Origin of the sequence: Nocardioides sp. YR527, from assembly GCF_900101045.1 — a bacterium.
In the GTDB taxonomy this organism is placed as follows: Bacteria; Actinomycetota; Actinomycetes; order Propionibacteriales; family Nocardioidaceae; genus Nocardioides.
On record NZ_FNFN01000001.1, the window covers coordinates 100,576 to 121,494 of the forward strand.

14 protein-coding genes are annotated in these 20,919 nt (G+C 71.5%); 5 read left to right on the forward strand and 9 right to left on the reverse strand.

Going from position 1 to position 20,919, the window contains the following annotated elements:
- On the reverse strand, positions 1-4,704 hold the full coding sequence (locus BLT25_RS00460) for an Lhr family helicase (RefSeq protein ID WP_091040886.1): 4,704 nt from the start codon (positions 4,702-4,704) through the stop codon (positions 1-3).
- Between the two features lie 49 nt (positions 4,705-4,753).
- Between BLT25_RS00460 and BLT25_RS00465 the strand changes: the two genes are divergently transcribed.
- Together BLT25_RS00465 and BLT25_RS00470 are read left to right on the forward strand one after the other, a co-directional pair.
- Positions 4,754-5,332: a DEAD/DEAH box helicase family protein gene (locus BLT25_RS00465; RefSeq protein WP_091040887.1), complete on the forward strand. Its 579-nt coding sequence runs from the start codon at positions 4,754-4,756 to the stop codon at positions 5,330-5,332.
- A 61-nt stretch (positions 5,333-5,393) separates the two neighbouring features.
- Positions 5,394-6,785 (forward strand): MocR-like pyridoxine biosynthesis transcription factor PdxR, encoded by a 1,392-nt coding sequence (locus tag BLT25_RS00470; RefSeq protein ID WP_256328381.1) that lies wholly within the window; start codon positions 5,394-5,396, stop codon positions 6,783-6,785.
- Here BLT25_RS00470 and BLT25_RS00475 read toward each other — a convergent pair.
- From BLT25_RS00475 to BLT25_RS00495, 5 genes are all read right to left on the reverse strand, one after another.
- Positions 6,708-8,018, reverse strand: coding sequence for an APC family permease (locus BLT25_RS00475; RefSeq protein ID WP_091040891.1), 1,311 nt, complete (start codon positions 8,016-8,018; stop codon positions 6,708-6,710). The two genes, BLT25_RS00470 and BLT25_RS00475, sit on opposite strands and share 78 nt — an antisense overlap.
- An 85-nt stretch (positions 8,019-8,103) precedes the next feature.
- A complete protein-coding gene (locus tag BLT25_RS00480) occupies positions 8,104-8,934 on the reverse strand; it encodes an SDR family oxidoreductase (protein ID WP_091040893.1) in 831 nt (276 codons plus the stop codon).
- Positions 8,931-10,496 carry a class I adenylate-forming enzyme family protein gene (locus tag BLT25_RS00485; protein ID WP_256328382.1) on the reverse strand — a complete coding sequence of 522 codons (1,566 nt, stop codon included), beginning with the start codon at positions 10,494-10,496 and terminating at the stop codon, positions 8,931-8,933. Before BLT25_RS00485 ends, BLT25_RS00480 begins: the two co-directional genes overlap by 4 nt.
- Entirely contained in the window at positions 10,493-12,082 is a 1,590-nt protein-coding gene (locus tag BLT25_RS00490) for a succinic semialdehyde dehydrogenase (protein WP_091040895.1), read from the reverse strand. Before BLT25_RS00490 ends, BLT25_RS00485 begins: the two co-directional genes overlap by 4 nt.
- Positions 12,083-12,090: 8 nt before the next feature.
- Entirely contained in the window at positions 12,091-13,431 is a 1,341-nt protein-coding gene (locus tag BLT25_RS00495; RefSeq protein WP_091040897.1) for a cytochrome P450, read from the reverse strand.
- Between the two features lie 124 nt (positions 13,432-13,555).
- Between BLT25_RS00495 and BLT25_RS00500 the strand changes: the two genes are divergently transcribed.
- Entirely contained in the window at positions 13,556-14,635 is a 1,080-nt protein-coding gene (locus BLT25_RS00500; RefSeq protein ID WP_091040899.1) for an NAD(P)-binding domain-containing protein, read from the forward strand.
- A 19-nt stretch (positions 14,636-14,654) separates the two neighbouring features.
- Here BLT25_RS00500 and BLT25_RS00505 read toward each other — a convergent pair whose 3' ends face one another.
- Positions 14,655-15,074 carry a pyridoxamine 5'-phosphate oxidase family protein gene (locus BLT25_RS00505; protein WP_091040902.1) on the reverse strand — a complete coding sequence of 140 codons (420 nt, stop codon included), beginning with the start codon at positions 15,072-15,074 and terminating at the stop codon, positions 14,655-14,657.
- Between the two features lie 665 nt (positions 15,075-15,739).
- Between BLT25_RS00505 and BLT25_RS00510 the strand changes: the two genes are divergently transcribed.
- Together BLT25_RS00510 and BLT25_RS00515 are read left to right on the forward strand one after the other, a co-directional pair.
- Positions 15,740-17,014 (forward strand): HNH endonuclease signature motif containing protein, encoded by a 1,275-nt coding sequence (locus BLT25_RS00510; protein ID WP_091040905.1) that lies wholly within the window; start codon positions 15,740-15,742, stop codon positions 17,012-17,014.
- Between the two features lie 506 nt (positions 17,015-17,520).
- Positions 17,521-18,216 (forward strand): aspartate/glutamate racemase family protein, encoded by a 696-nt coding sequence (locus tag BLT25_RS00515; RefSeq protein ID WP_091040908.1) that lies wholly within the window; start codon positions 17,521-17,523, stop codon positions 18,214-18,216.
- Here the strand turns inward: BLT25_RS00515 and BLT25_RS00520 are convergent.
- Positions 18,206-18,796, reverse strand: coding sequence for a GNAT family N-acetyltransferase (locus tag BLT25_RS00520; RefSeq protein ID WP_091040910.1), 591 nt, complete (start codon positions 18,794-18,796; stop codon positions 18,206-18,208). The two genes, BLT25_RS00515 and BLT25_RS00520, sit on opposite strands and share 11 nt — an antisense overlap.
- Complete coding sequence (locus BLT25_RS00525) at positions 18,793-20,850, reverse strand: HelD family protein (RefSeq protein WP_091040912.1); 2,058 nt, start codon at positions 20,848-20,850, stop codon at positions 18,793-18,795. Before BLT25_RS00525 ends, BLT25_RS00520 begins: the two co-directional genes overlap by 4 nt.
- Between the last annotated feature and the right edge of the window lie 69 nt (positions 20,851-20,919).

Sequence of the window (20,919 nt, forward strand, 5' to 3'; positions counted from 1 at the left end):
TCACCTGCTCGGCGAGGTCAGGCGCAGGCCGCGCGGGGTGGCGACGAAGCCGGCGTACTGGAGTGCCTGGCGCAGCGGCGTCTCGCCGGAGCCGAGCAGCGGGGCGCCGTCGGCCTTCTCGACGGTGAGCCGACCCAGCGCCCCTCGCCGGACGGCGTCGGCGAGCGCCTCGGCGCCGGGTTCGAGAAGGTTGGGGTCCTCGGACCAGGTCAGCAGCGTGCGGCCGCCGCGTTCGACGTACATCGCCAGCTCCCCATCGACCAGCACCACGATCGCGCCCGCCTTGCGGCCGGGCCGGTGGCCCTCCTCCGAGGCCGGCCAGGGGAGGGCCGCGCCGTAGGGGTTCGCGGGGTCGGTCGCGGCGAGCGCGAGGGCGACCGGTTTGTCGGCCGGCTCCACCCGGGAGAACGTACGCAGCCGGTCGACCGAGCCCGCGGTGCCGAACTGGGCCGCGCCGAGGCCCTCGACGAAGTAGCCGCGGCGGGCCCGGCCGGACTCCTCGAACGCGCTGAGCACCTTGTAGACGGCGGCGAACCCTCCAGGAGTGCGCTCGGACTGGACCGCACCGCGGGTGACCACGCCGTGGCGGTCCAGGAGCCGCTCGGCTGCCGCGTGGGCGCGCTTGGTCGGATCGGAGTCGGGCTCCGGCAGGATCGTCCAGCGCCCGGCGGTCTCCGGAAGGCCGGCCCGGGCCGGCATCCGCGTGCCGCCGGTGTAGCGGCCGCCGCGGGCGCGAGGCGGTGGCCGCCTGGAGCGGTGCGAGGGTGTGCCGGAGCGGGTCAGCGCCCGCACCGGGAGCAGGGTGTCGTTGCTGACCCGCCCCGACCAGACCAGCTCCCACAGGGCCGCGCTCAGGTCGGCGTCGCTCGGGGTCTCCTCGGTCTGGGCGGAGACGGTCCGGGCGAGCTGGTGGAAGAACCAGGCGCCACCGGGTGCGAGGGCCTCGAGGAGCCGCTCGGCGAGCGGCCCGGGTGGCATCTCGGTCGGCGGTGGCAGGGTCAGGTCGGCGGTGTCGGCCGGGTGCAGCGAGACCCAGCCGTCGGTGCCGGGCAGGGTGCCGTGGCCGGCCCAGAGCACCTCGCCGCCCGAGGTCAGCTCGTCGAGGAACGCCGGCTCGTAGTCGGCCACCCGGGCCGGCAGGATCAGGCTTTCCAGCGCGCTGGCCGGCACCGGGCAGCCGGCCAGCTGGTCGACGACGCTCAGCACCCCGTCGACCCCGCGCAGCGCACCCTTGCGTACGTTCGTCTTCTGCCAGGCCGGGAGGAATCTGCCCAGCGCCGCCGGCTCGACCGGCTCGACCTCCTTGCGCAGCCGGGCCAGCGAGCGTCGCCGCAGCATCCGGAGCACCTCGGCGTCACACCACTCCAGCCCGCTCCCGCCCGGCCGGAACTCCCCGTCGAGCACCCGCCCGCGCGCCGAGAGCCGCGTCAGGGTGTGCCGGACCACCGCCTCGCCCAGCCCCAGCCGCGAGGCGACGTCGGTGGCCGTGAACGGACCGTGCGAGCGTGCGTAACGTGAGACCAGGTCGCCCACCGGGTCCTCGACCGGCTCGGTGAACGCCGACGGTACGCCCGGAGGAACCGCCACCCCCAGCCCGTCCCTGAGCCTGGCCACATCCTCGACCACCGCCCAGCGTGCCTCTCCGGCCACCCGTACCTCGACCACTCGTCGAGCCGTCGCCAGCCCCTCCAACACCGCCGAGACGTCACCGGGGTCGGCCGAGGCGTCACCGGGGTCGGCCGAGGCGTCACTCGCGTCGGTCGAGATGTCGCTCGCGTCGGTCGAGACGGCATTCAGTGACGTCTCGGCCGACCTAAGTGACGCTTCGGCCGACGTACGCGACGCCTCGGCCGACGGGGCTGACGCCTCGGCCAGGGATGTGCGGGCGGTGATCTCGTCGAGGGTGAGGGGGCCGATGGTGCGGATGAGGTCGGTGATGCCTTCGGCGCCACGGGCGCGGCGGCCGGGGGCGAGGCGCTGGAGCTCGGACTCGACCTCGGTCAGGACCTCGGGGTCGAGGAGCTCGCGGAGCTCGGCGCGGCCGAGGAGCTCGGCGAGAAGGCCCTGGTCGAGGGTGAGGGCGGCGGCGCGGCGCTCGGCCAGGGGCGAGTCGCCCTCGTAGAGGAACTGGGCGACGTAGCCGAAGAGGAGCGACTGGGCGTAGGGGGACGGTGAGGGCGTGGCGACGTCGACGATCGAGATCTCGCGGCGTTCGATGCGCCGGAGGAGGCCGACGAGGGAGGGGAGGTCGTAGACGTCGCGGAGGCACTCGCGTACGGCCTCGAGGATGATCGGGAAGCTCGGGTACTGCGAGGCGACCTCGAGCAGGGCGGCGGAGCGCTGGCGCTGCTGCCACAGTGGCGATCGGCGGCCGGGGTCGCGGCGAGGCAGGAGCAGGGCTCGCGCCGCGCACTCGCGGAAGCGGCTGGCGAACAGCGCCGACCCGCCGACCTCGGTCGTGACCAGGTCCTCGATCTCGTCGGGCTCGAAGACGATGATCTCGCCGGTCGGCGCCTCGGCATCGGTGTCGGGGAGCCGGATCACGATGCCGTCGTCGCTGTCGATCGCCTGCCCGTCGACCCCGTAGCGCTCCCGGATCCGCGCGTTGATCGCCAGCGCCCACGGTGCGTGGACGGGGCGGCCGTAGGGGGAATGGACCACCAGCCGCCAGTCGCCCAGCTCGTCGCGGAAGCGCTCGACGACGATGTTGCTGTCGGAGGGGAGGACGTTGGTGGCCTCGGCCTGTTCGTGCAGGTAGGTGACCAGGTTGGCGGCCGCGTAGGCGTCCAGGCCGTCGTCCTGGGCCCGTGCCTCCGCCTTCTTCGCGGGCAGCGCGGCGAGCTCGCGGGTGTAGGCGCCGACGGCCTCGCCGAGCTCCGCGGGCCGGCCGAGCGAGTCGCCCTTCCAGAACGGCAGCCGCCCGGGGATGCCGGGAGCGGGGGTCACCAGCACCCGGTCGTGGGTGATGTCCTCGATCCGCCAGCTCGTCGCGCCGAGGGCGAACACGTCGCCGACCCGGGACTCGTAGACCATCTCCTCGTCGAGCTCGCCGACACGCCTGCCGGTGCCCTCGCCGACCAGGTAGACCCCGAAGAGCCCGCGGTCGGGGATGGTGCCGCCGCTGGTGACGGCCAGCCGCTGCGCTCCCGGACGACCGGTCACCGTCCCGGCGACCCGGTCCCACACGATGCGCGGTCGCAGCTCGGCGAACTCCTCGCTCGGATAGCGCCCGGCGAGCAGGTCGAGCGTGGCGTCGTAGGCGGAGCGGGGGAGGGTCGCGTACGACGCCGTCCTTCTGACCATCGTGAACAGGTCGTCGACGTCCCAGGTGTCCAGGGCCGTGGCCGCGACGATCTGCTGGGCGAGTACGTCGAGCGGGTTGGCCGGGAGGCTCATCGACTCGATCAGGCCCTGCCGCATCCGCTGCACGCTGACCGCGGTCTGGGCGAGGTCGCCGCGATGCTTCGGGAAGAGTACGCCGCGGGAGACCTCGCCCACCTGGTGACCGGCTCGGCCGACGCGCTGGAGCGCGGAGGCGACGCTCGGGGGCGACTCGATCTGGACGACGAGGTCGACCGCGCCCATGTCGATGCCGAGCTCGAGGCTGGAGGTCGCGACCACCGCGGGCAGCCGCCCGGACTTGAGGTCGTCCTCGATCAGCGCCCGCTGCTCCTTCGAGACGCTGCCGTGGTGGGCCTTGGCGATCACCTGGGCGGCGCCGTGGGACTGCCCCGACTGCGCCATCACCTGGGCGGGCGGCGGCCCGGACTCGAAGACCCGGTCGGAGGCGATCTCGTTGAGCCGCGCCGTCAGCCGCTCCGCGATCCGGCGGGAGTTGGCGAAGACGATGGTGGAGCGGTGGGCGGTGACGAGGTCGGCGACGTGCTCCTCGACGTGGGGCCAGATCGACGAGGCCCGCTGCGGGTCGTCGTCGTCCTCCTCCTCGCCATAGGCGCTCGGCGCGGTCATGTCCTCGACCGGCACGACGACGCTGAGGTCCCAGCGCTTCTCCGCCGGTGGTGCGACGATCTCGACGGGCTGGGCGCCACCGAGGTAATGAGCCACCTCCTCCAAGGGCCGTACGGTCGCGGAGAGCCCGATCCGCTGCGCGGGCTTCTCCAGGAGCGCGTCGAGCCGCTCCAGGGTCAGCGCCAGATGAGAGCCGCGCTTGGTCGCCGCGACCGCGTGGACCTCGTCGACGATCACCGTCTCGACGCTGCGCAGGATCTCGCGGGCCTGGCTCGTCAGCATCAGGAACAGCGACTCGGGCGTGGTGATCAGGATGTCCGGGGGAGTGGTCGTCAGCCGCCGCCGGTCCGCCGCGGTCGTGTCGCCGGACCGCACCCCGACGCGCACCTCGGGGGCGTCCACCCCGAGCCGCTCCGCGGTCTGCCGGATCCCCACCAGCGGCGAGCGCAGGTTGCGCTCCACGTCGACGCCGAGCGCCTTGAGCGGAGAGATGTAGAGCACCCGGCAGCGCTGCTTCTTCTCCGGCACCGGCTCGCACAGCAGCTTGTCGATCGACCACAGGAACGCGCTCAGCGTCTTGCCCGAGCCGGTGGGCGCCACCACCAGCGCGTTGCGCCCCGCCCCGATGGCCTCCCAGGCACCGGCCTGAGCCGCGGTCGGCGCCGCGAAGGCAGCCGCGAACCACGTACGTGTCGGATCGCTGAACCGCGCCAACGCCTCGGACGTGTCGCTCATGAGGACAAACCTAGTCGCGACCGCCGACACTCAGCGGCACACTGAGCCCATGCACCTCATCAACCTCTTCGGCCCGCCGGCGGTCGGCAAGATGAGCGTGGGCCGGGAGATCGCGGCACGCACGCCGTACCGCCTCTTCCACAACCACGCCACGATCGAGCCGCTGCTGGAGGTCTTCGACTGGGAGATGCCGTCGTTCGGGGTGCTCAAGGACGAGTTCCGGCGACGGGTGATCGAGGAGGCGGTGGCCTCCGAGCTCCCGGGCCTCGTCTTCACCTATGTCTGGGCGCTCGAGCTCCGCGAGGACGCGGAGGCCGTCACCAGGCTGGTCGCTCCCGTGGTCGAGGCGGGCGGGAAGGTCGACTGTGTCGAGCTGTACGCCGATCTGCCGACCCGTCTGAGCCGCGAGGGCACCCCGGAGCGGCTGGCCGCGAAGCCGTCCAAGCGAGACACCGAGTGGGCGAGGGCGAACGTCGTGGACTGGAACGAGCGCCATGTGCTCTCGACCGGCCCGGAGATGCCGTTCCCGCTGCACTTCCCGCACACCGTGGTCGACAGCACTCGCCTGACCGCGGCCGAGACCGCCGAGGAGATCATCACCCGCCTCGGTCTGCCGACCGATCCCTGATATGTGCCGGCTGTCCTGAAACCAGCGCGCGCTCGGCGCCCAGGTGTGGTCCAATCCCGCTGTGGACCTCGCGCTTGACCTGACCGACCGCGCCGTACGATCCGCGTCGCTCTACCAGGCGCTGCGCGACGCGATCGGCGACGGCAGGCTGAAGGTGGGCGACCGGCTGCCCGCGAGCCGCGCGCTGGCGTCCGATCTGGGGATCTCACGCACCACCGTCGCGACGGTCTATGAGCGCCTGGTCGCCGAGGGGTTCCTGGAGTCGCGCGTGGGCGCCGGGACGTACGTCGCGGCCGCCGCGGGGAGCCCCCGGGTCAGCGCCCCCGGGTCCCTGGCCCCGCGCCCGGGCTGGCGCTGGGCGTCACGGCCGACGAGCGCGGAGGCGGCGGTCCCGACGTACGACCTGCGGGTGGGGATCCCCGATGCCGAGCTCTTCCCGTTCGACACCTGGCGCCGGATCCTCGCGGCCGAGTCCCGCCTGCGCGGCCACAACCCCGGCACCTACGCCTCGCCGGCCGGACTGCCGAGGCTGCGCGAGGCGCTGGCGCACACGGTCGCCTACCACCGCGGGGTGCGGGCCGACCCGGGACAGATCGTGGTCACCAGCGGAACCCAGCAGGCGCTCGATCTCGTCGCCCGGGTGCTGCTGGAGCCGGGCGACGTCGTCGCCGTCGAGGACCCCGGCTACCCGTCCGCGCTCGACCTCTTCGCCTCCCACGGCGCCCGGGTCGTGCCGGTCCCGGTCGACGAGGAAGGGCTGGTCGTCGAGCAGATCCCGGAGCAGGCCCGGCTCGTCTACACGACCCCGAGCCACCAGTTCCCGCTCGGCGTACGCCTCTCCCTCCCACGCCGCCGAGCCCTCCTCGCCTTCGCGAACACGCATGACGCGGGCATCGTGGAGGACGACTACGACAGCGAGTTCCGGTTCACCGAGCGGCCCCTCGAGCCGCTGCACGCCCTCGATGACCAGGGTCGGGTGATCTATGTCGGGACCTTCTCCAAGTCGCTGCTTCCCAGCTTGCGTGCCGGCTATCTGGTCACCCCCGGGTCGCTGGTCGATGCGCTGCTCGCCGCCAAGCAGCTCACCGACGGCTTCGGCTCCGTCCAGCCCCAGGCAGCCCTGGCCCGCTTCCTGGAGGAGGGCCTCCTCGCCCGTCATGTGCGCAAGGCGTCCAAGACGTACGCCGAGCGCCGCTCGTTCCTCCTCGAGACCCTCGCCACGTGGCCGGTCGAGGTGCTCCCGTCGGCGGCCGGCCTGCACCTGTCCGCCTACGCGGAGCTCCCCGCAGACCTGCCAGAACGTGCCGCGGCCGCGGGGCTGGCGCTGGACACGATCGGCGCTCATCGGCTGCTGCCCGGCCGCGACGGGCTGTTCCTAGGCTACGGAGCCGTCCGGACAGAGAGCCTGCCCCGCGGGCTCGAGCTCCTGGCCACCCTCGCGGGCTGGGCGTGAGCGGTCTCGTCCCGAGCGGACCAGCGACCAGGCCAGACCGGCCCCGCCGCAGAGCACCGGGCCGAGCAGGTGGGCACCGGTGAGACCCAGCAGGATCAGCGCGGCGACCATCGAGCAGACCGCTGCCCACCACGACATCGTGCCCCGCGGGAGCAGGCGCAGCGCGGCCGCGGCGCCGACGACGTAGAGCAGGGAGAAGGTCCCCGACGCCATCAGCAGGAGGGCGTCCGTCGAGGTGCCTGCGATCCAGATGACCGCGAGAGAACCGAGCGCGATCGCACTGATGGCGAGCAACGAGCGGCGCGGGATACCGGACCCGGGCTCGGCCAGGAACCGGGGCAACGCACCCTCGCGGGCCAGCGCCGCCCCGAGCCGTGAGCCGCCGGCGAAGTAGGCGTTGATCGCCCCGATGGTCAGCAGCACCGCGACCACGGCCGTCACAGGTCGCGCGGGCTCCCCGAAGCCCAGGACGAGCAGGTCCGCCAGCGGTGCGGCACCGGAGGTGGACCCCAGCGAGGCGACGGTGGCGAAGGCGATCCCGAGGTAGAGCACCGTCACGATCCCGAGCGCCAGGAACGTCGCCCGGCGGATGTCGCGCGCCGGGTCGCGGTACTCGGCCGAGAGCGAGGAGAGGATCTCCCACCCCGCGAACGCCCACACCAGCATCGCCGCCGCGGTGCCGACCGACCCCCAGCCGTGCGGCGCGAACGGCGTCAGCCGCCCTAGCTCGGCGTGCGGCAGCGCCACCAGAACGGCAACCGCGAGCAGCACCGCGATCGCTCCCGCGATCCCCAGCTGCACGCCCCCGGACACCTTGATCCCGAACCAGTTCATCGCGGTGACCAGCACGATGATCCCCGCCGTCGCCGCCAGCGACATGCCCCGGCCCCCACCGAAGGCGTCGGCGACGTACGCCCCGCCGAACCCCGCCGCGACCGGCGCCCCCACGCCGATCGTCAGGTAGAACGCCCAGCCCACCATCGTCGCGATGTGCTGGTTGAAGGCGAGTCGTGCGTACGTCGCCACCCCGCCGCCGTCAGGATGCCGCGCCCCCAGCGCGGCGAAGGTCGCCGCCAGCGGCACCGAGAGCGCGATCAGGGCCACCCAGGCCACGAGCGAGGCCGGTCCGGCCTCGTTCGCCGCCAGCGCGGGCAGGGAGATGACACCGGTGCCGAGCACCGCACCGAGGGTGAGAGCCGCGCCCTGGGGCACGGAGAGTCCGTCGTTCTTCACGCACTCGACGCTAGTGATCGAGGACCCCTCCGCGCCCGGCCAATCCGGCCCCCGTCTCCTGGGCCAATCCGGCGGCCGACCCCGCCTACCGTACGTTCCGCCGCACCCGCTCCTCGTAGGCCGCCCGCGCCGCCGGATCGACGCCCGCGAGCAGCTGCGAGGCGTTGGTGGCCCGGTCGACGAAGTCCTGGAACCGGCGCGGCATCGCCTGGGTGATCTTGGTCAGGGTCTGGGCCCAGTTGGGCACCCAGACCTCGGGCCGCGGCTCGCGGATGACCGACTCGATCGCGGCGGCGACGTCCTCGGGAGTGACCGGCTTCATCCCCTTCGCCTGTGGCACTCCATCGGCCAGCTCGGTCTGCACCACCGCCGGCAGGATCAGCGAGACATCGACCCCGGACGGTGCCAGCTCCATCCGCAGCGCCTCCGAGAAGCCGACGACGGCGAACTTCGAGGCCGAGTAGGTCGCCGCGTCCGGCACCGGCACCCGCCCGACTGCCGAGGCGACGTTGACGATGTGACCCTGCCCTCGATCGACCATGGCCGGTGCGACCGCCTTGATCCCGTTGATCGGGCCGTGCACGTTGACCTCGAAGATCGCCCGGGTGAGCGCGTCCTCCTCCTTCAGGACCGACCCGAGCGGCATGATCCCGGCGTTGTTGACCAGCACGTCCCACGGCCCGAGGTCGGCGACCGACTCGAGGAACGCACGCCAGGATGCGGGGTCGGTGACGTCGAGATGTGCGGCCACGACCCGCGACCCGAACTCGGCGGTCACATCCTCCAGCAGGTCCGGGTCCAGGTCGCCGACGGCGACCGACGCCCCCGCACGGGCCAGCCGCTCGACCGTGGCGCGGCCGATGCCCCGGGCGCCTCCGGTGACGATGACGGAGGTTCCCTCGATCTGGCGTGTCATGACTCTCCTTCGGCGGTGCGGACCATGCTGCGTACGGCTTTTCTGTCGGTCTTGCCCACGCTGGTGACGGGGATGGCGTCCAGGATCAGCACCTCGCGGGGGTACTTGTGCGGCGCGAGCCGCGTCTTGACGAAGGCGATCAGCTCCTCGGGGGTGGTGCGTGCGCCGGGATGGAGAGCGACGGCCGCGACCACCTCCTCGCCCCTCTGAGCGTCCGGGCGGCCGACCACCGCGGCGGCGGTGACGGCCTCGTGGGCGAGCAGCGCGTCCTCGACGTCGCGGGGGAAGACGTTGAACCCGCCCCGGATGATCAGGTCCTTGATCCGGTCGTCGACGTAGAGATAGCCGTCGGCGTCGAAGTGGCCGATGTCGCCAGTGTGCAGCCAGCCGTCGACGACGGTCGCCGCGGTCTGCGCCGGGTCGTTCCAGTAGCCCTGCATCACCCCGGGACCACGCACCCAGATCTCGCCCTCCTCGCCCGTGGGGACGGGTGAACCGTCGGGGCCGGCGATGATCACCTCGGCGTGCGAGAGCGGCTTGCCGACGCTGCCGGGCCGCGACTCCTCGACGGTCGAGGCGGCGATCACCGCGCTCGACTCGGTGCAGCCGTAGCCCTCCAGGATGGTCACCCCGAAGGCCTCCTCGGTCTTCTCCCGCAGCGCCGGCAGCAGCGGTGCGCCACCGCTGCCGAAGGAGCGCAGCGAGCTCAGGTCGTAGTCCTGGTAGGGCTGGTCGAGCAGCATCTGCAGCATCGAGGGCACCACCGTGCTCGACTCCACCCGGTGCTCCTGGGCGAGCTCGAGCCAGCCCTTGGCGTCGAACCACCGCTGCAGCACCGAGCTCTGCCGGCGCGAGGAGTGCATGCCGCTGATCACCACGATCAGGCCGTACGCATGGGAGAGCGGCAGCGGCAGCAGCCACCGTGTCGTGCCCTGGCTCTCCCCGACCCGGCTGAGGGCGTGCCCGGACTCCCACAGCCCGCGGTGGCTCAGCATCACGCCCTTGGCCCGTCCGGTGGTGCCGCCGGTGTAGAGCAGCGCGGCGAGGTCGTCGTCACCGCGAGGGGCGATGTCGATCGGGGCGGCGCTCTCCAGGCTCTCGTACGCCACCGCATCGGTTCCCTCGGCTGTGTCATGAGCTGGGTCCCCGGCGACGATGACGGTGAGCTCGAGACCTTCCGAGGCCGCCTGGATCAGCGGCAGCAGCTCGGGCGTGACGATGGCCGCCGTGGCCCCGGAGTCCTCCAGGATGTGGCGCAGCTCGGGCGGGGTCTGCAGGAAGATCACCGGCGTCACGACCGCGCCGAGGCGCCACAGGGCGCGATAGCTGACGAAGACCTCCGGGGTGTTCATGGTGAGCACCACGACCCGGTCACCGGGCTCGATCCCGAGCTTGCCCAGGCCGCCGGCGACCCGCGCGGACCGCTCGGCGATCTCGGCGGAGGAGTGCCAGGTGCCCTCGAAGAAGACCATCGGGTGGTCGCCGTGACGGGCGTAGGACTCCTCGGCCAGCACCGCCAGGTTGTGCCGGCCCGGAAGCGCGCTCATCCGCGTCTCGGTCATCGCAGCCCCAGCTTCCGCAGCGCCTTGAGCTGCCCGTTGCCCAGCGCGACGAACTTCTCGACCGTCTGCCCCTTGAACGGCCCGACCGGGCCCATCCGGGAGGCCGCGAGGGTCTGGGCGTCGGTGAACTTCCGGATCCCGTCGGCGCCGTGGCGGCGACCGAGCCCGCTCGATCCCATGCCACCCATCCCGGCCTCGATGCTCCCGGCGGCCAGGGCGGCGCCGTCGTTGATGTTCACCGCGCCCGCGCGGATCCGGCGAGCGATCATGTCGGCCTCGCGCACGTTCTTGCTGAACACGCTCGCCGAGAGCCCGGCCTCGCCCTGGTTGGCGATCCGGACCGCCTCCTCGTCGCTGTTCGCGCGGTAGAGCGCGAGGACCGGCCCGAAGGTCTCGCCCAGGCACAGGTCCATCTCGTCGGTGACGCCCTCCAGGACGGTCGGGGCGAAGGCGTACGGACCCACCTCGGCGAGCGGCTCGCCACCGGCCAGCACGGTCGCGCCCTTCGCCACCGCGTCGGCGACGTGGGCGGTGACCTTGTCGAGCTGCGCCTGGGAGGCCAGCGACCCGACGTCGGCCGAGTAGTCGAAGCTCTGCCCGACCACCTGGCTCTCGGTCTCGGCGACCAGCGCCTGGCGGAAGGCGTCGTAGACGGCCTCGTGCACCACCACGCGCTCGATGTGGACGCACATCTGGCCGGTGTTGGCGAAGGCCGCCATCACCGTGCCGCGAGCGGCCTGGGCGAGGTCGGCGTCGCGGCGGACGATGAGCGGGTTCTTCCCGCCGAGCTCGAGCGAGGCGCCGATCAACCGGCCCGCGGCGCGCTGGGCCACGATCCGTCCGGTGGCCGTCGAGCCGGTGAAGGCGACGTAGTCGACGTTGTCGATGACCGCCTCACCTGTGGCCGCTCCCGGCCCGGTCACGACCTGCCAGACGTGCTCGGGCAGCCCCGCCTCGGCCATCAGCGCCCTCGCCCACAGCAGCGTCAGCGGCGCCTGCGGGTCGGCCTTGCTGATCACGGCCGCTCCGGCGAGCAGGGCCGGGATGGCGTCGCCGACCCCGAGGTAGAGCGGGTAGTTCCACGGCGAGATGATCCCGACGACCTGCTTCGGCACCCGCACCTCCTTCACGGAGGTGATGCCGGGGATGGCCCCGCGCACGCGCTTGTCGGCCAGGTACGTCTGGCCGCGCCGGGCGTAGTGGCGGGCGATGGTGCCGACCTGGAGAATCTCCTGCCAGGCGTGGTAGCGGGCCTTGCCCATCTCCCACTGGATCAGGTCGAGCACCTCGTCCTGGCGCTCGACCAGCAGGTCGTGGAAGCGGAGCATGACCTCGGCACGGTCCGAGAAGTCGAGCGTGGCCCAGTCGGGCTGGGCCGCCCGCGCCGCGGCCGCGGCCTCAGCGACGTCCGCGGCGGTCACCGAGGGCACCGGAGCGGTCGGCATCGCGTCGTACGGCGCGGTCGCGGTCAGCGTGCCGTCCCCTCCGGAGACCGGGGCCGAGACCCACCGGGTCCAGGAGGCGAGGCGTGCGTCGTCGACCCATCCGGGACGTACGCTCTCGGTCTCGGTTGTCTTCGTGGTCATCGATCTCCTCAGATCCGGGTCAGGTGGATGGGGTTGCCGTCCTTCGGGAACGGCAGCGAACTGTTGTCGAGAGGGGCGCGGTAGCCGGGGGAGACGCTCCACCGGTACTCGCGCAGGAGCCGGTGCAGGATGGACTTGACCTCCAGGCCGGCGAAGTAGAGACCGATGCACTTGTGCACCCCGCCGCCGAACGGCTCCCACGCCATGCGGTGGCTCTTGTCCTCGCGCCGATGCGGCGCGAACCGCTCGGGGTCGAACACGGTCGGGTTGGTCCAGTAGTCCTCCATCATGTGGCTGAACTGGACCCCGACCATCACGCCGGTGTCGGCGGGGATGCGGACGCCGAGGAGGCGGGTCTCCTTGACCGTACGCCGGATCAGCGCCGGCACCGGGGCACGCAGCCGCAGCGCCTCCTTCATCACCAGGTCGAGGCTCTGCAGGCTCTCGAGCTCGGGCATGGTCGGAGCCGGCCCGAGTGCAAGCGACTCCGCGCGGCAGCGCTGCTGCCACTGCGGATGCTGGCCGAGGTACTGCAGCATCGTCGAGGTGGTGATGGTCGAGGTGTCGTGGGCGGCCATCATCAGGAAGATCATGTGGTTGACGACGTCCTCGTCGCTGAACCGCTCGCCGTCGTCGGTCTCGATGTGGCACAGCACCGAGAAGATGTCGTCGCTCTGCTTCGCGCGTTTGGCGGGAAGGTAGTGGCGCAGGAACCCCTCGAGCACCTTCCGTCCACGGAAAGCCCTGCCCCAGCGGGTCAGCGGCACATCGGCACGTACGACCCCGGGGGCCGCCTGCACGCAGGCGATGAACGCCTTGTTGACCCGGTCCATCTCGGCACGGCTGGTCTCGGAGGCCCCACCCATGAAGATGTCCGCGGCGATGTCGAGGGTGAGCTGCTTGAGTCGCGGGTAGGCCTGGAACGCCGGAGTGTGGGCCCAGCCGCGCATGCCACGTGCGATCGCCGGGTGCATCGCGGTCGTGTAGGTGGCGAGCCGGTCCCGGGTGAAGGCCTCCTGCATGATGCGGCGATGGGCGTGGTGCTCGTCGAGGTCGAGCAGCATCAGGCCACGGTCGAAGAAGGGGCCGACGATCTGTCCCCAGGCCGGCCCGTTGGCGTACGCCTTCTCCTTGTTGCGCAGCACTGCCTCGCACGCGTCGGGGCCGAGCACGACCACCCCGGTCTCGCCGGCACGGAAGAACGGCGAGACCGGGCCGTACGTCTCCCACTGGTGCCGGTAGAAGCCGACCGGGTCGCGCGAGTAGTCCAGCAGCCGGCCGACCCAGGGGAGGCCGCGGTCGCCGGGCACGAGTCGTGGGACCTCTCGAAGCGCCTCGGTCGCTGTCATGGTGCCTGATCCATCGTGTCCGACCTCCCGGTCCCGAGTGACTCTGCTGAGGGTAGTCAACTAGAACATGTTCCCGCAGCCGATCGGCGGGCATGGATGGGCATCGTGCGTTGTTGAGGTGTGCGTGGAGAGCTACGAATCAGTGGTGATCGGTGCCGGTCAGGCCGGTCTGTCGGCTTCCTACCACCTCAGCCGGCTGGGCGTACGCCACGTCGTGCTCGACGCCGAGCGGCGCCCCGGTGGCGCCTGGCAGCACCGCTGGGACTCGCTCACCATGCACGACGTGCACGGCGTCGCCGACCTGCCGGACGGGCGGGCGCCGGGGGAGTCCGGCGAGCGCGCCAACGTCGCGGTGCCGGGCTGGTTCGGTCTCTACGAGTCGCTGCACTCGCTTCCGGTCGAGCGGCCGGTCTCGGTGAAGTCGGTGACCTCGGTCGGCGACCTGCTGGCGGTGCATGCTGCCGACGGTCGCACCTGGTTCACTCGTACGCTGGTCAACGCGACCGGGACCTGGACGCGGCCGTTCGTCCCGCACTACCCGGGGGCCGCGACCTTCCTCGGGGAGCAGGTGCACACCCACGACTATCCGGGTGCTGCTCACTTCCGGGGCAAGCGCGTCGCCGTCGTCGGTGGGGGAGCCTCGGCGGTGCAGTTCCTCGGCGAGCTGGCACCGATCACCGATGTGCTCTGGGTGACCCGGCGTGAGCCGGTCTGGCGCGCCGACTTCGACGCATCGCGTGGGCGGGAGGCGGTGAGCTTGGTGGCTGAGCGGGTCGAGGCAGGGCTGCCACCGGCGAGCGTCGTCAGCGTCACCGGACTCTCGCTGCGTCCGCAGGAGCAGGAGGCCGCGCGGCTCGGGGTCTACGAGCGCCGGCTGCCGATCTTCTCGCGGATCGAGCCGTCCGGGCTGCGATGGTCGTCTGGTGCGTTCGAGCCCGTCGACGCGATCCTGTGGGCCACCGGCTTCCGGCCCGCCGTCACCCACCTCGCGCCGCTCCATCTGCGGAGCTCCCACGGAGGGATCCCGCTGCTGCGCGAGTCCGCCGACGTCCAGACCGCCGTCACCGCTGCGTACGACCCGCGCGTCCAGCTCGTCGGCTACGGCCCCTCGGCCAGCACCATCGGAGCCAGCCGTGCCGGCCGGGCCGCTGCCCTCGCGGTCCGGCGGCAGCTGACCGAGGAGGGTCAGCTCGTGGCTCGGTGAGCCTTCCTCTACGGCGAGGTCACAGCGCGCCGAGGTCGGCGGAGATCCAGTGCTCCGGCGTCAGCCGGATCGTCACCTCGGGCGGAAAGCTCGCCGCCTGCGCCAGGTACGCCTCGGCTGCCTGGGGAGGCAGGTACCGTCGTGCCATCGCCTCTGCTTCGCCCTCGGCGGCATCCGCGATCTGCACGGGTCCCTCGATCGAGACGTACCTGACCGTCGGCTCGAGGCGTTCGACCATCAGCGTGCAGCGTCCTGCTTCGCGGATCAGTCTGGTCTTCAGGGAGTCCTTTCCCGTGACGATCCATGCGTCGCCGCCGGGGGTGTAGTCGTACCAGATCGGGACTGTCAGGGGTGCTCTTCCGTTCTGCCGGGCCACTGAGAGGGCTGCGATCAGGGGTTGGGTGAGGAACTCTTGGCGGTCGTCGAGTGAGATGCCCATGCTTTCGACCGTACGGCGCCCATCTCATCTTGTCGCGCGACCTTGCCCTCGAGTCGGCGCATCTGTCTCGCCGCTGGTTGAGCCGTCCCCCCGCTGGTCGAGCCGCTGCTGCCTCTGCTGGTCGAGCCTCTGGTGCCCCTCCGCGGTCGAGCCCCTGGTCCCCCGCTGGTCGAGCCGCGAGCGCCAGCGAGCGTGTCGAGACCAACACGGTCGCTTCCGGGTCTGGTCGTGGTGTTTCGACCTTGTTGAGTTCGTTCTGGCGGTTGTCGGGGACTGTTTCTTCGGGGGACCGGGGGCCGCCGACCCTTTCTGGAGGGTGTTCTCGATCTGGTCCGGCGTCAAGGACGCCCTGCGGGCGCCGGCTTCGCCGGCCGCTTCGCGGTCCTGGACTCCGGACCAGATCGAGAAAAGATTTGGCTGGCTATCGGGCGGCGGCCCGGGTGTGGCGCGGAGGGGCTCTTGCTGGGACCAGTGGGGCTTGTAGGGGTGGAGGGGTGGCCCTTCGGGCCACTACGGCGCCCATCTCATCTTGTACCATCCAGAGAAGCGACGTCGTTCGCTCACCGCGAAACTTGCCTCTGACCTGCACCTATAGGTGGCTAGGTATCCCCTTGCGGGCGTAGAATCAGACCCATCACGACACACCTCTGAGGGGAGGGATCACGATGAGTCTCGAGCGCGACGTCGACCACTGGGGAAACAACCCCGGTGATGCGATCGACACAGCTCTTGCTGCCATCGAGTCCTCCCTCCACGACCTGCTCGCCAGCGACCCCGCCTATTGGTGGACCTCGACCAAGAAGGACCTGCTGGCCCGTCTGGAGACCATCCAGACCCAGCAGGCCGCGTTGAAGCTCCGAGTGCTCGCGTCATCTGGCGATATCGCCGAAGAGACCGGCGACAAGGACGCCTCCGCTTGGATGCGTGCCGAGCTCTTGGTCGACAAGGCGGTGGCCCGGTCGCAGATCAAGCTCGCCACCAAGATTGCCAAATACGAGGTCGTTGCTGATGGCCTTGCCGCCGGTGTCGTCTCCCAGGACAAGGCCCGCGTGATCACGACGGCGTTGGACAAGATCGAGGCCGACCCGGTCGCCACCACAGAGGACCTGGTCTTGGCCGAGAAACTCCTGGTCGACTACGCCACCCGGCTCACCGCGAACGAGTTAGCGATCGTCGGTCGGAAGATCCTGGTCGAGATCGACCCGGCCAGGTTCGACGACGCCGAAGCCCAAGCCCTCCTCGCCGAAGAAGAACGCGCCCAGCAGAAGACCGCACTCCGGGTCTGGGACAACCACGACGGCACCGTCGGGTTCGACGGCGTGCTGCCGGTCTCGGTCGGGATGAGGTTCAAGCGGCTGGTCGAGGCCTACGCCCAACCCCGCAAACAACAACTGGTCGAGAAGGGCGCGGCGCTGCCGCCGTGGGAGCGGTTGATGGGGCAGGGGTTCTCGCGGCTGCTGGATACCCTCGATCCGGCCAGCCTGCCCCGCCACGGTGGCGACGCCACCACCATCAACGTGGTGATCTCGCTCGAGGAGCTCCGCAAGGACCTCGGCACCGCCACGCTGGGCTACGACGAGACCAACGGCACCACCATCACCGCCGCCGAGGCCCGGCGGATGGCCTGCAATGCGACCATCATCCCGTGGGTGTTGGGCAGCGAGGGTGAGGTCCTTGACGCCGGCCGAGCCAGCAGGTTCTTCCAACCGATCCAGCGCAAGGCACTCCGGCTGCAGGCCAAGTGCTGCCAAGCCGAAGGGTGCGACATGCCACCCGAATGGTGCGACGCCCACCATCTCAACCCCTGGGCTGCGGGCGGGAAGACCAACCTGAAGGACGGGGCCTTGTTGTGTTCACACCATCACCGTCTGGCCCACGCCCCGGCGTACCTCCATGAGCGACTACCGGATGGCACCATCCGGTTCACCCGCCGCTCCTAACCGGCTGGTGAGAAACCACGACACCGGGCCGTGCCCCTCGGGCCTGACGACACACGACACACGGCCGTCGACCGGTCTCAGCTCTCGCTGACGCCGCCGGTCCGGTGCCCACATGATCGGCCCGGCCACCCTTTCGCGACTCCACACTCGCCATCTCCCTGCTGGCAGGGACACTTCCCCACTGCAGCGAAGGCCCCCCACGCTCCGGAGGATGGGGAATGCTCGCACCCGTGGGGCACTCTTCCGGCGAGTGGGGAACTCGTGACCCAGCCCGCACCGAACCCGACGCCACCAAAGCCCCGGCCGCTTGTGATCCATTCACAAGGTCACGCCCACTGCCATAGGCATCCACAAGGCACCAGGCCTCCCCGCACAACAGTCACGGCCCCCAAGCCGGTACCCAACTGAGCCTGCGGCGGCCAAACAGCCCGCCGAAGTAGCCACGCCCATGTGGGCGGCCGACCACGAGCAGCGTGGAAGTTGGTCGCCAGGGGAAACTAGGTGGCATGCGACGGATCGGCGTGCTGGGCGGGATGAGCTGGGAGTCGACGGCGGAGTACTACCGCCTGCTCAACGAGATCACCGCGAAGCGGCTCGGCGGGCTGCACTCGGCGGACCTGCTCCTACGGTCGGTGGACTTCGCCGACATCGAGGAGATGCAGGTCGCCGGCGAGTGGGAGCGGGCGGGGGAGCGCCTCGCCGAGGAGGCGGCGACGCTCAGCGACGCCGGGGCCGAGGTGATCGTGCTGGCCACCAACACGATGCACAAGGTGGCCGGGGCGCTGGAGGAGACGTACGGGGAACGGTTCCTGCATCTCGGTGACACGACGGCGGCCGCGGTCAACGCCTCAGGCGTCAGGCGGGTGGGGCTCCTCGGGACCGGCTTCACGATGTCGCAGCCGTTCTACGCCGACCGGCTGCGTGGCCACGGACTGGAGGTCACCGTCCCCACCGAGGCGGACCAGGAGACCGTCCATCGGATCATCTACGAGGAGCTGTGCCTGGGGACGTTCCTGGACAGCTCCCGGCAGGCGTACCTCGAGGTCATCGACCGTCTCGTCGCCGCCGGCTGCGAGGGCGTCGTCCTGGGCTGCACCGAGATCGAGCTGCTGCTGCCGATCGAGACGTACGCAGGTGTGCCGCTGTTCCCGACGACCCGGCTGCACTGCGAGGCCGCGATCGAGGCGGCCCTCAGCGACTGACGGTGGCCCACTCCTCGGCGAGGATCGCGTAGGAGAGGCCGTCGAGCCAGCCGCGGGTGCGGTGCAGAGAGTCCTTGACGGTGTGCGACTCGCGCCGCATCCCGAGGCGCTCCATGAGTCGCCAGGAGGCCTCGTTGTCGGCGAAGCACTCCGCGACGACCCGGCGCAGGGCGAGGGGGCCGAAGCAGGCGTCGAGCACGGCACGTACGGCCTCGGTGGCGTAGCCGTTGCCCTGGTGGGCAGGGTCGATCGTCCAGCCGAGCTCGGCCTGGGTGCCGTTGGCCCGCTCGCGGACCTCGGTCTGCGACCACGGGTCGGTGATCCGCAGCATGAGGTCGCCGACGATGACGCCGTCACGCTCGATGACCAGGGCGGGTCCGATGACGTCGGGGTGCTCGAAGACCTTGCGGTAGGCCTCGAGGTCCGCGAACGCGGTCGTCACCCATTCAGCCACCTCGGGAAGCCCGCGAAAGGCCCACGTCGGCTCGATGTCGGCGGGCACCATCCGGCGGACCACCAGGCGCTCGGTGTGCAGCGGCCACTCGGCCTTCACCAGCGGATCAGGTCGGGTGTCGATCATGCGCCCACCTTCGCACCAACCCGCTCCGGGACGCCACCGAGTTCTTCGGGGAGGCCGCCGGGGAGGTCGGCGTGGTGTACGACCAGGGAGGTGACCGCGCGGGTCAGGCAGACGTAGAGGCGGCGGAGGCCGGTGTCACGGGTGGGTTCCCCGGCGACGATCCCGACCGGGTCGGAGACGACCACGTGGTCGAACTCGAGTCCCTTCGCCAGCGAGGCGGGTACGAGGTCGAGATGGGCGTCGAACTCGGTCTCCTCGTCAGCCATCACCCCGATCTCGGCGAAGGCGAGCCCGGCCTCGGTCAGCTCGGCGCGGGCGGCCGCCAGCGCGGCGTCGGGCACGATCAGCCCCACCGACCCCGGCCGCTCCAGGGCAGCCCCGAGCGCCTCCACGACCGATGAGCTGGTGAACGTCAGGTCACCGCGCGTGCGTCGCACCGCGATCGGCGGCTCCAGGTCGGGGGCGATGCGGGGGAGGAGGCGGGCCGCGTACGCGATCACGTCGGCGGGGACGCGGAAACCGCGGGTCAGCTGCTCGACGTGGCCGTCGGGCTTGCCGAGATGCTTCAGCGCGGAGGCCCACGACGAGGAGGCCCACGGCGTGGTCGCCTGGGCGAGGTCGCCCAGGATCGTCAGCGACCCCGTGGTCGAGCGGCGGCCGAGCGCGCGCAGCATCATCGCGGAGAGGTCCTGGGCCTCGTCGGCGACGATGTGAGCCACCGACGGAGTCCGCTCGAGCAGGTCGGCGATCTCGTCGAGGAGCACCAGGTCGGCCAGCGACCAGCGCGCGGTGCCGGCCGAGCGCGGCGGCTTCTCCCAGAGCAGGCTCGCCTGCTCCGTCTCGGAGAGGAGCCCGTCGGCGACCTCCGCCAGCCAGGCCGCGTCTGTGAACAGCCGGAACAGGACCCGGGCGGGCTTCAGATCGGGCCAGAGCGCGGCGGCGTAGTCCTTGACCGGCTTCGCCCGCGCCACCGCGTCGTGCACCCGGTCGTCGGGCGAGTCGCCCGAGCGCTCCATCTGCACCAGCACCCGGTGGGCCAGGGCGCGCGGGAGCAGGGCCCGGGCCGCCGCGTACCTGAGATCGTTGGCGCGCAGCCCCTCCAGCGCCTCCCGCGCCTCTGAGGACGGCACCCGCCACCGCCGCGAGCCGCGCGGGACGACCAGAGCCTCCTCCGGCGATCCGACGTGGGACCAGACCGCCCGGTGAAGCAGCTCGGCCATGCGTACGTCGCCCTTCAGCGTCGCCACCGGCGCGGGCTCCTCCGCGCGGACGGCGCCGTTGGTGCTGACCAGCTCAGCGATCGTCGACTGCTTGGCCTCGACCTCACCCAGGGCGGGAAGCACGTCGCGGATGTAGCGCAGGAACGAGGCGTTGGGGCCGATGATCAGGACCCCGCGCCGGGTCAGCTGGTCGCGGTGCGCGTAGAGCAGGTACGCGGCCCGGTGCAGCCCCACGGCCGTCTTCCCCGTCCCCGGCGCACCCTGCACGACGATCGTCTGGGACAGGTCGGCGCGGACCAGGACGTCCTGCTCGGGCTGGATGGTGGCCACGATGTCGCGCATCGGCCCTACGCGCGGCCGCTCGATCTCGGCCTCCAGGATCGCCGAGTGCTCCTGGCCGGCCCCGGCCCCCACCTCGGTCAGCGACTCGTCCTCGAACGCCGTCAGCTCCCCGTGGGAGAAGCCGTAGCGCCGCCTGCGCGCGAGCCCCATCGGCTCGGTCCGCGACGCCCGGTAGAACGGGACGCTGACCGGAGCCCGCCAGTCGACCACCATCGGGTCGCCCGCACTGTCGGAGATGTGGCGCCGCCCGATGTGGAAGGACTCGCCTCCCACGGCATCGGTCCGGTCGATCCGGCCGAAGAAGAGCGGTACGTCCGGATCGTCGGCGAGCTGCTCCAGGCGTTGCGCGAGGGTGGCGTCGAGGATCTCGGCGCTGACCCAGTTGCCGGCCGTGGAGGAGTCCAGCGACTCCACCTTCCGCCGCATCCGGGCCAGATCGTTCCGGGAGGCGGCCAGATGGGCGCGCTCCGCGTCGAGGTCGTCTACGGGCATGGCTGGTTCATCGCTTCTCCGTCAGCGGCAGGGTTCGATGGGGGCACGGGTCAAAGGCACCAACATAGG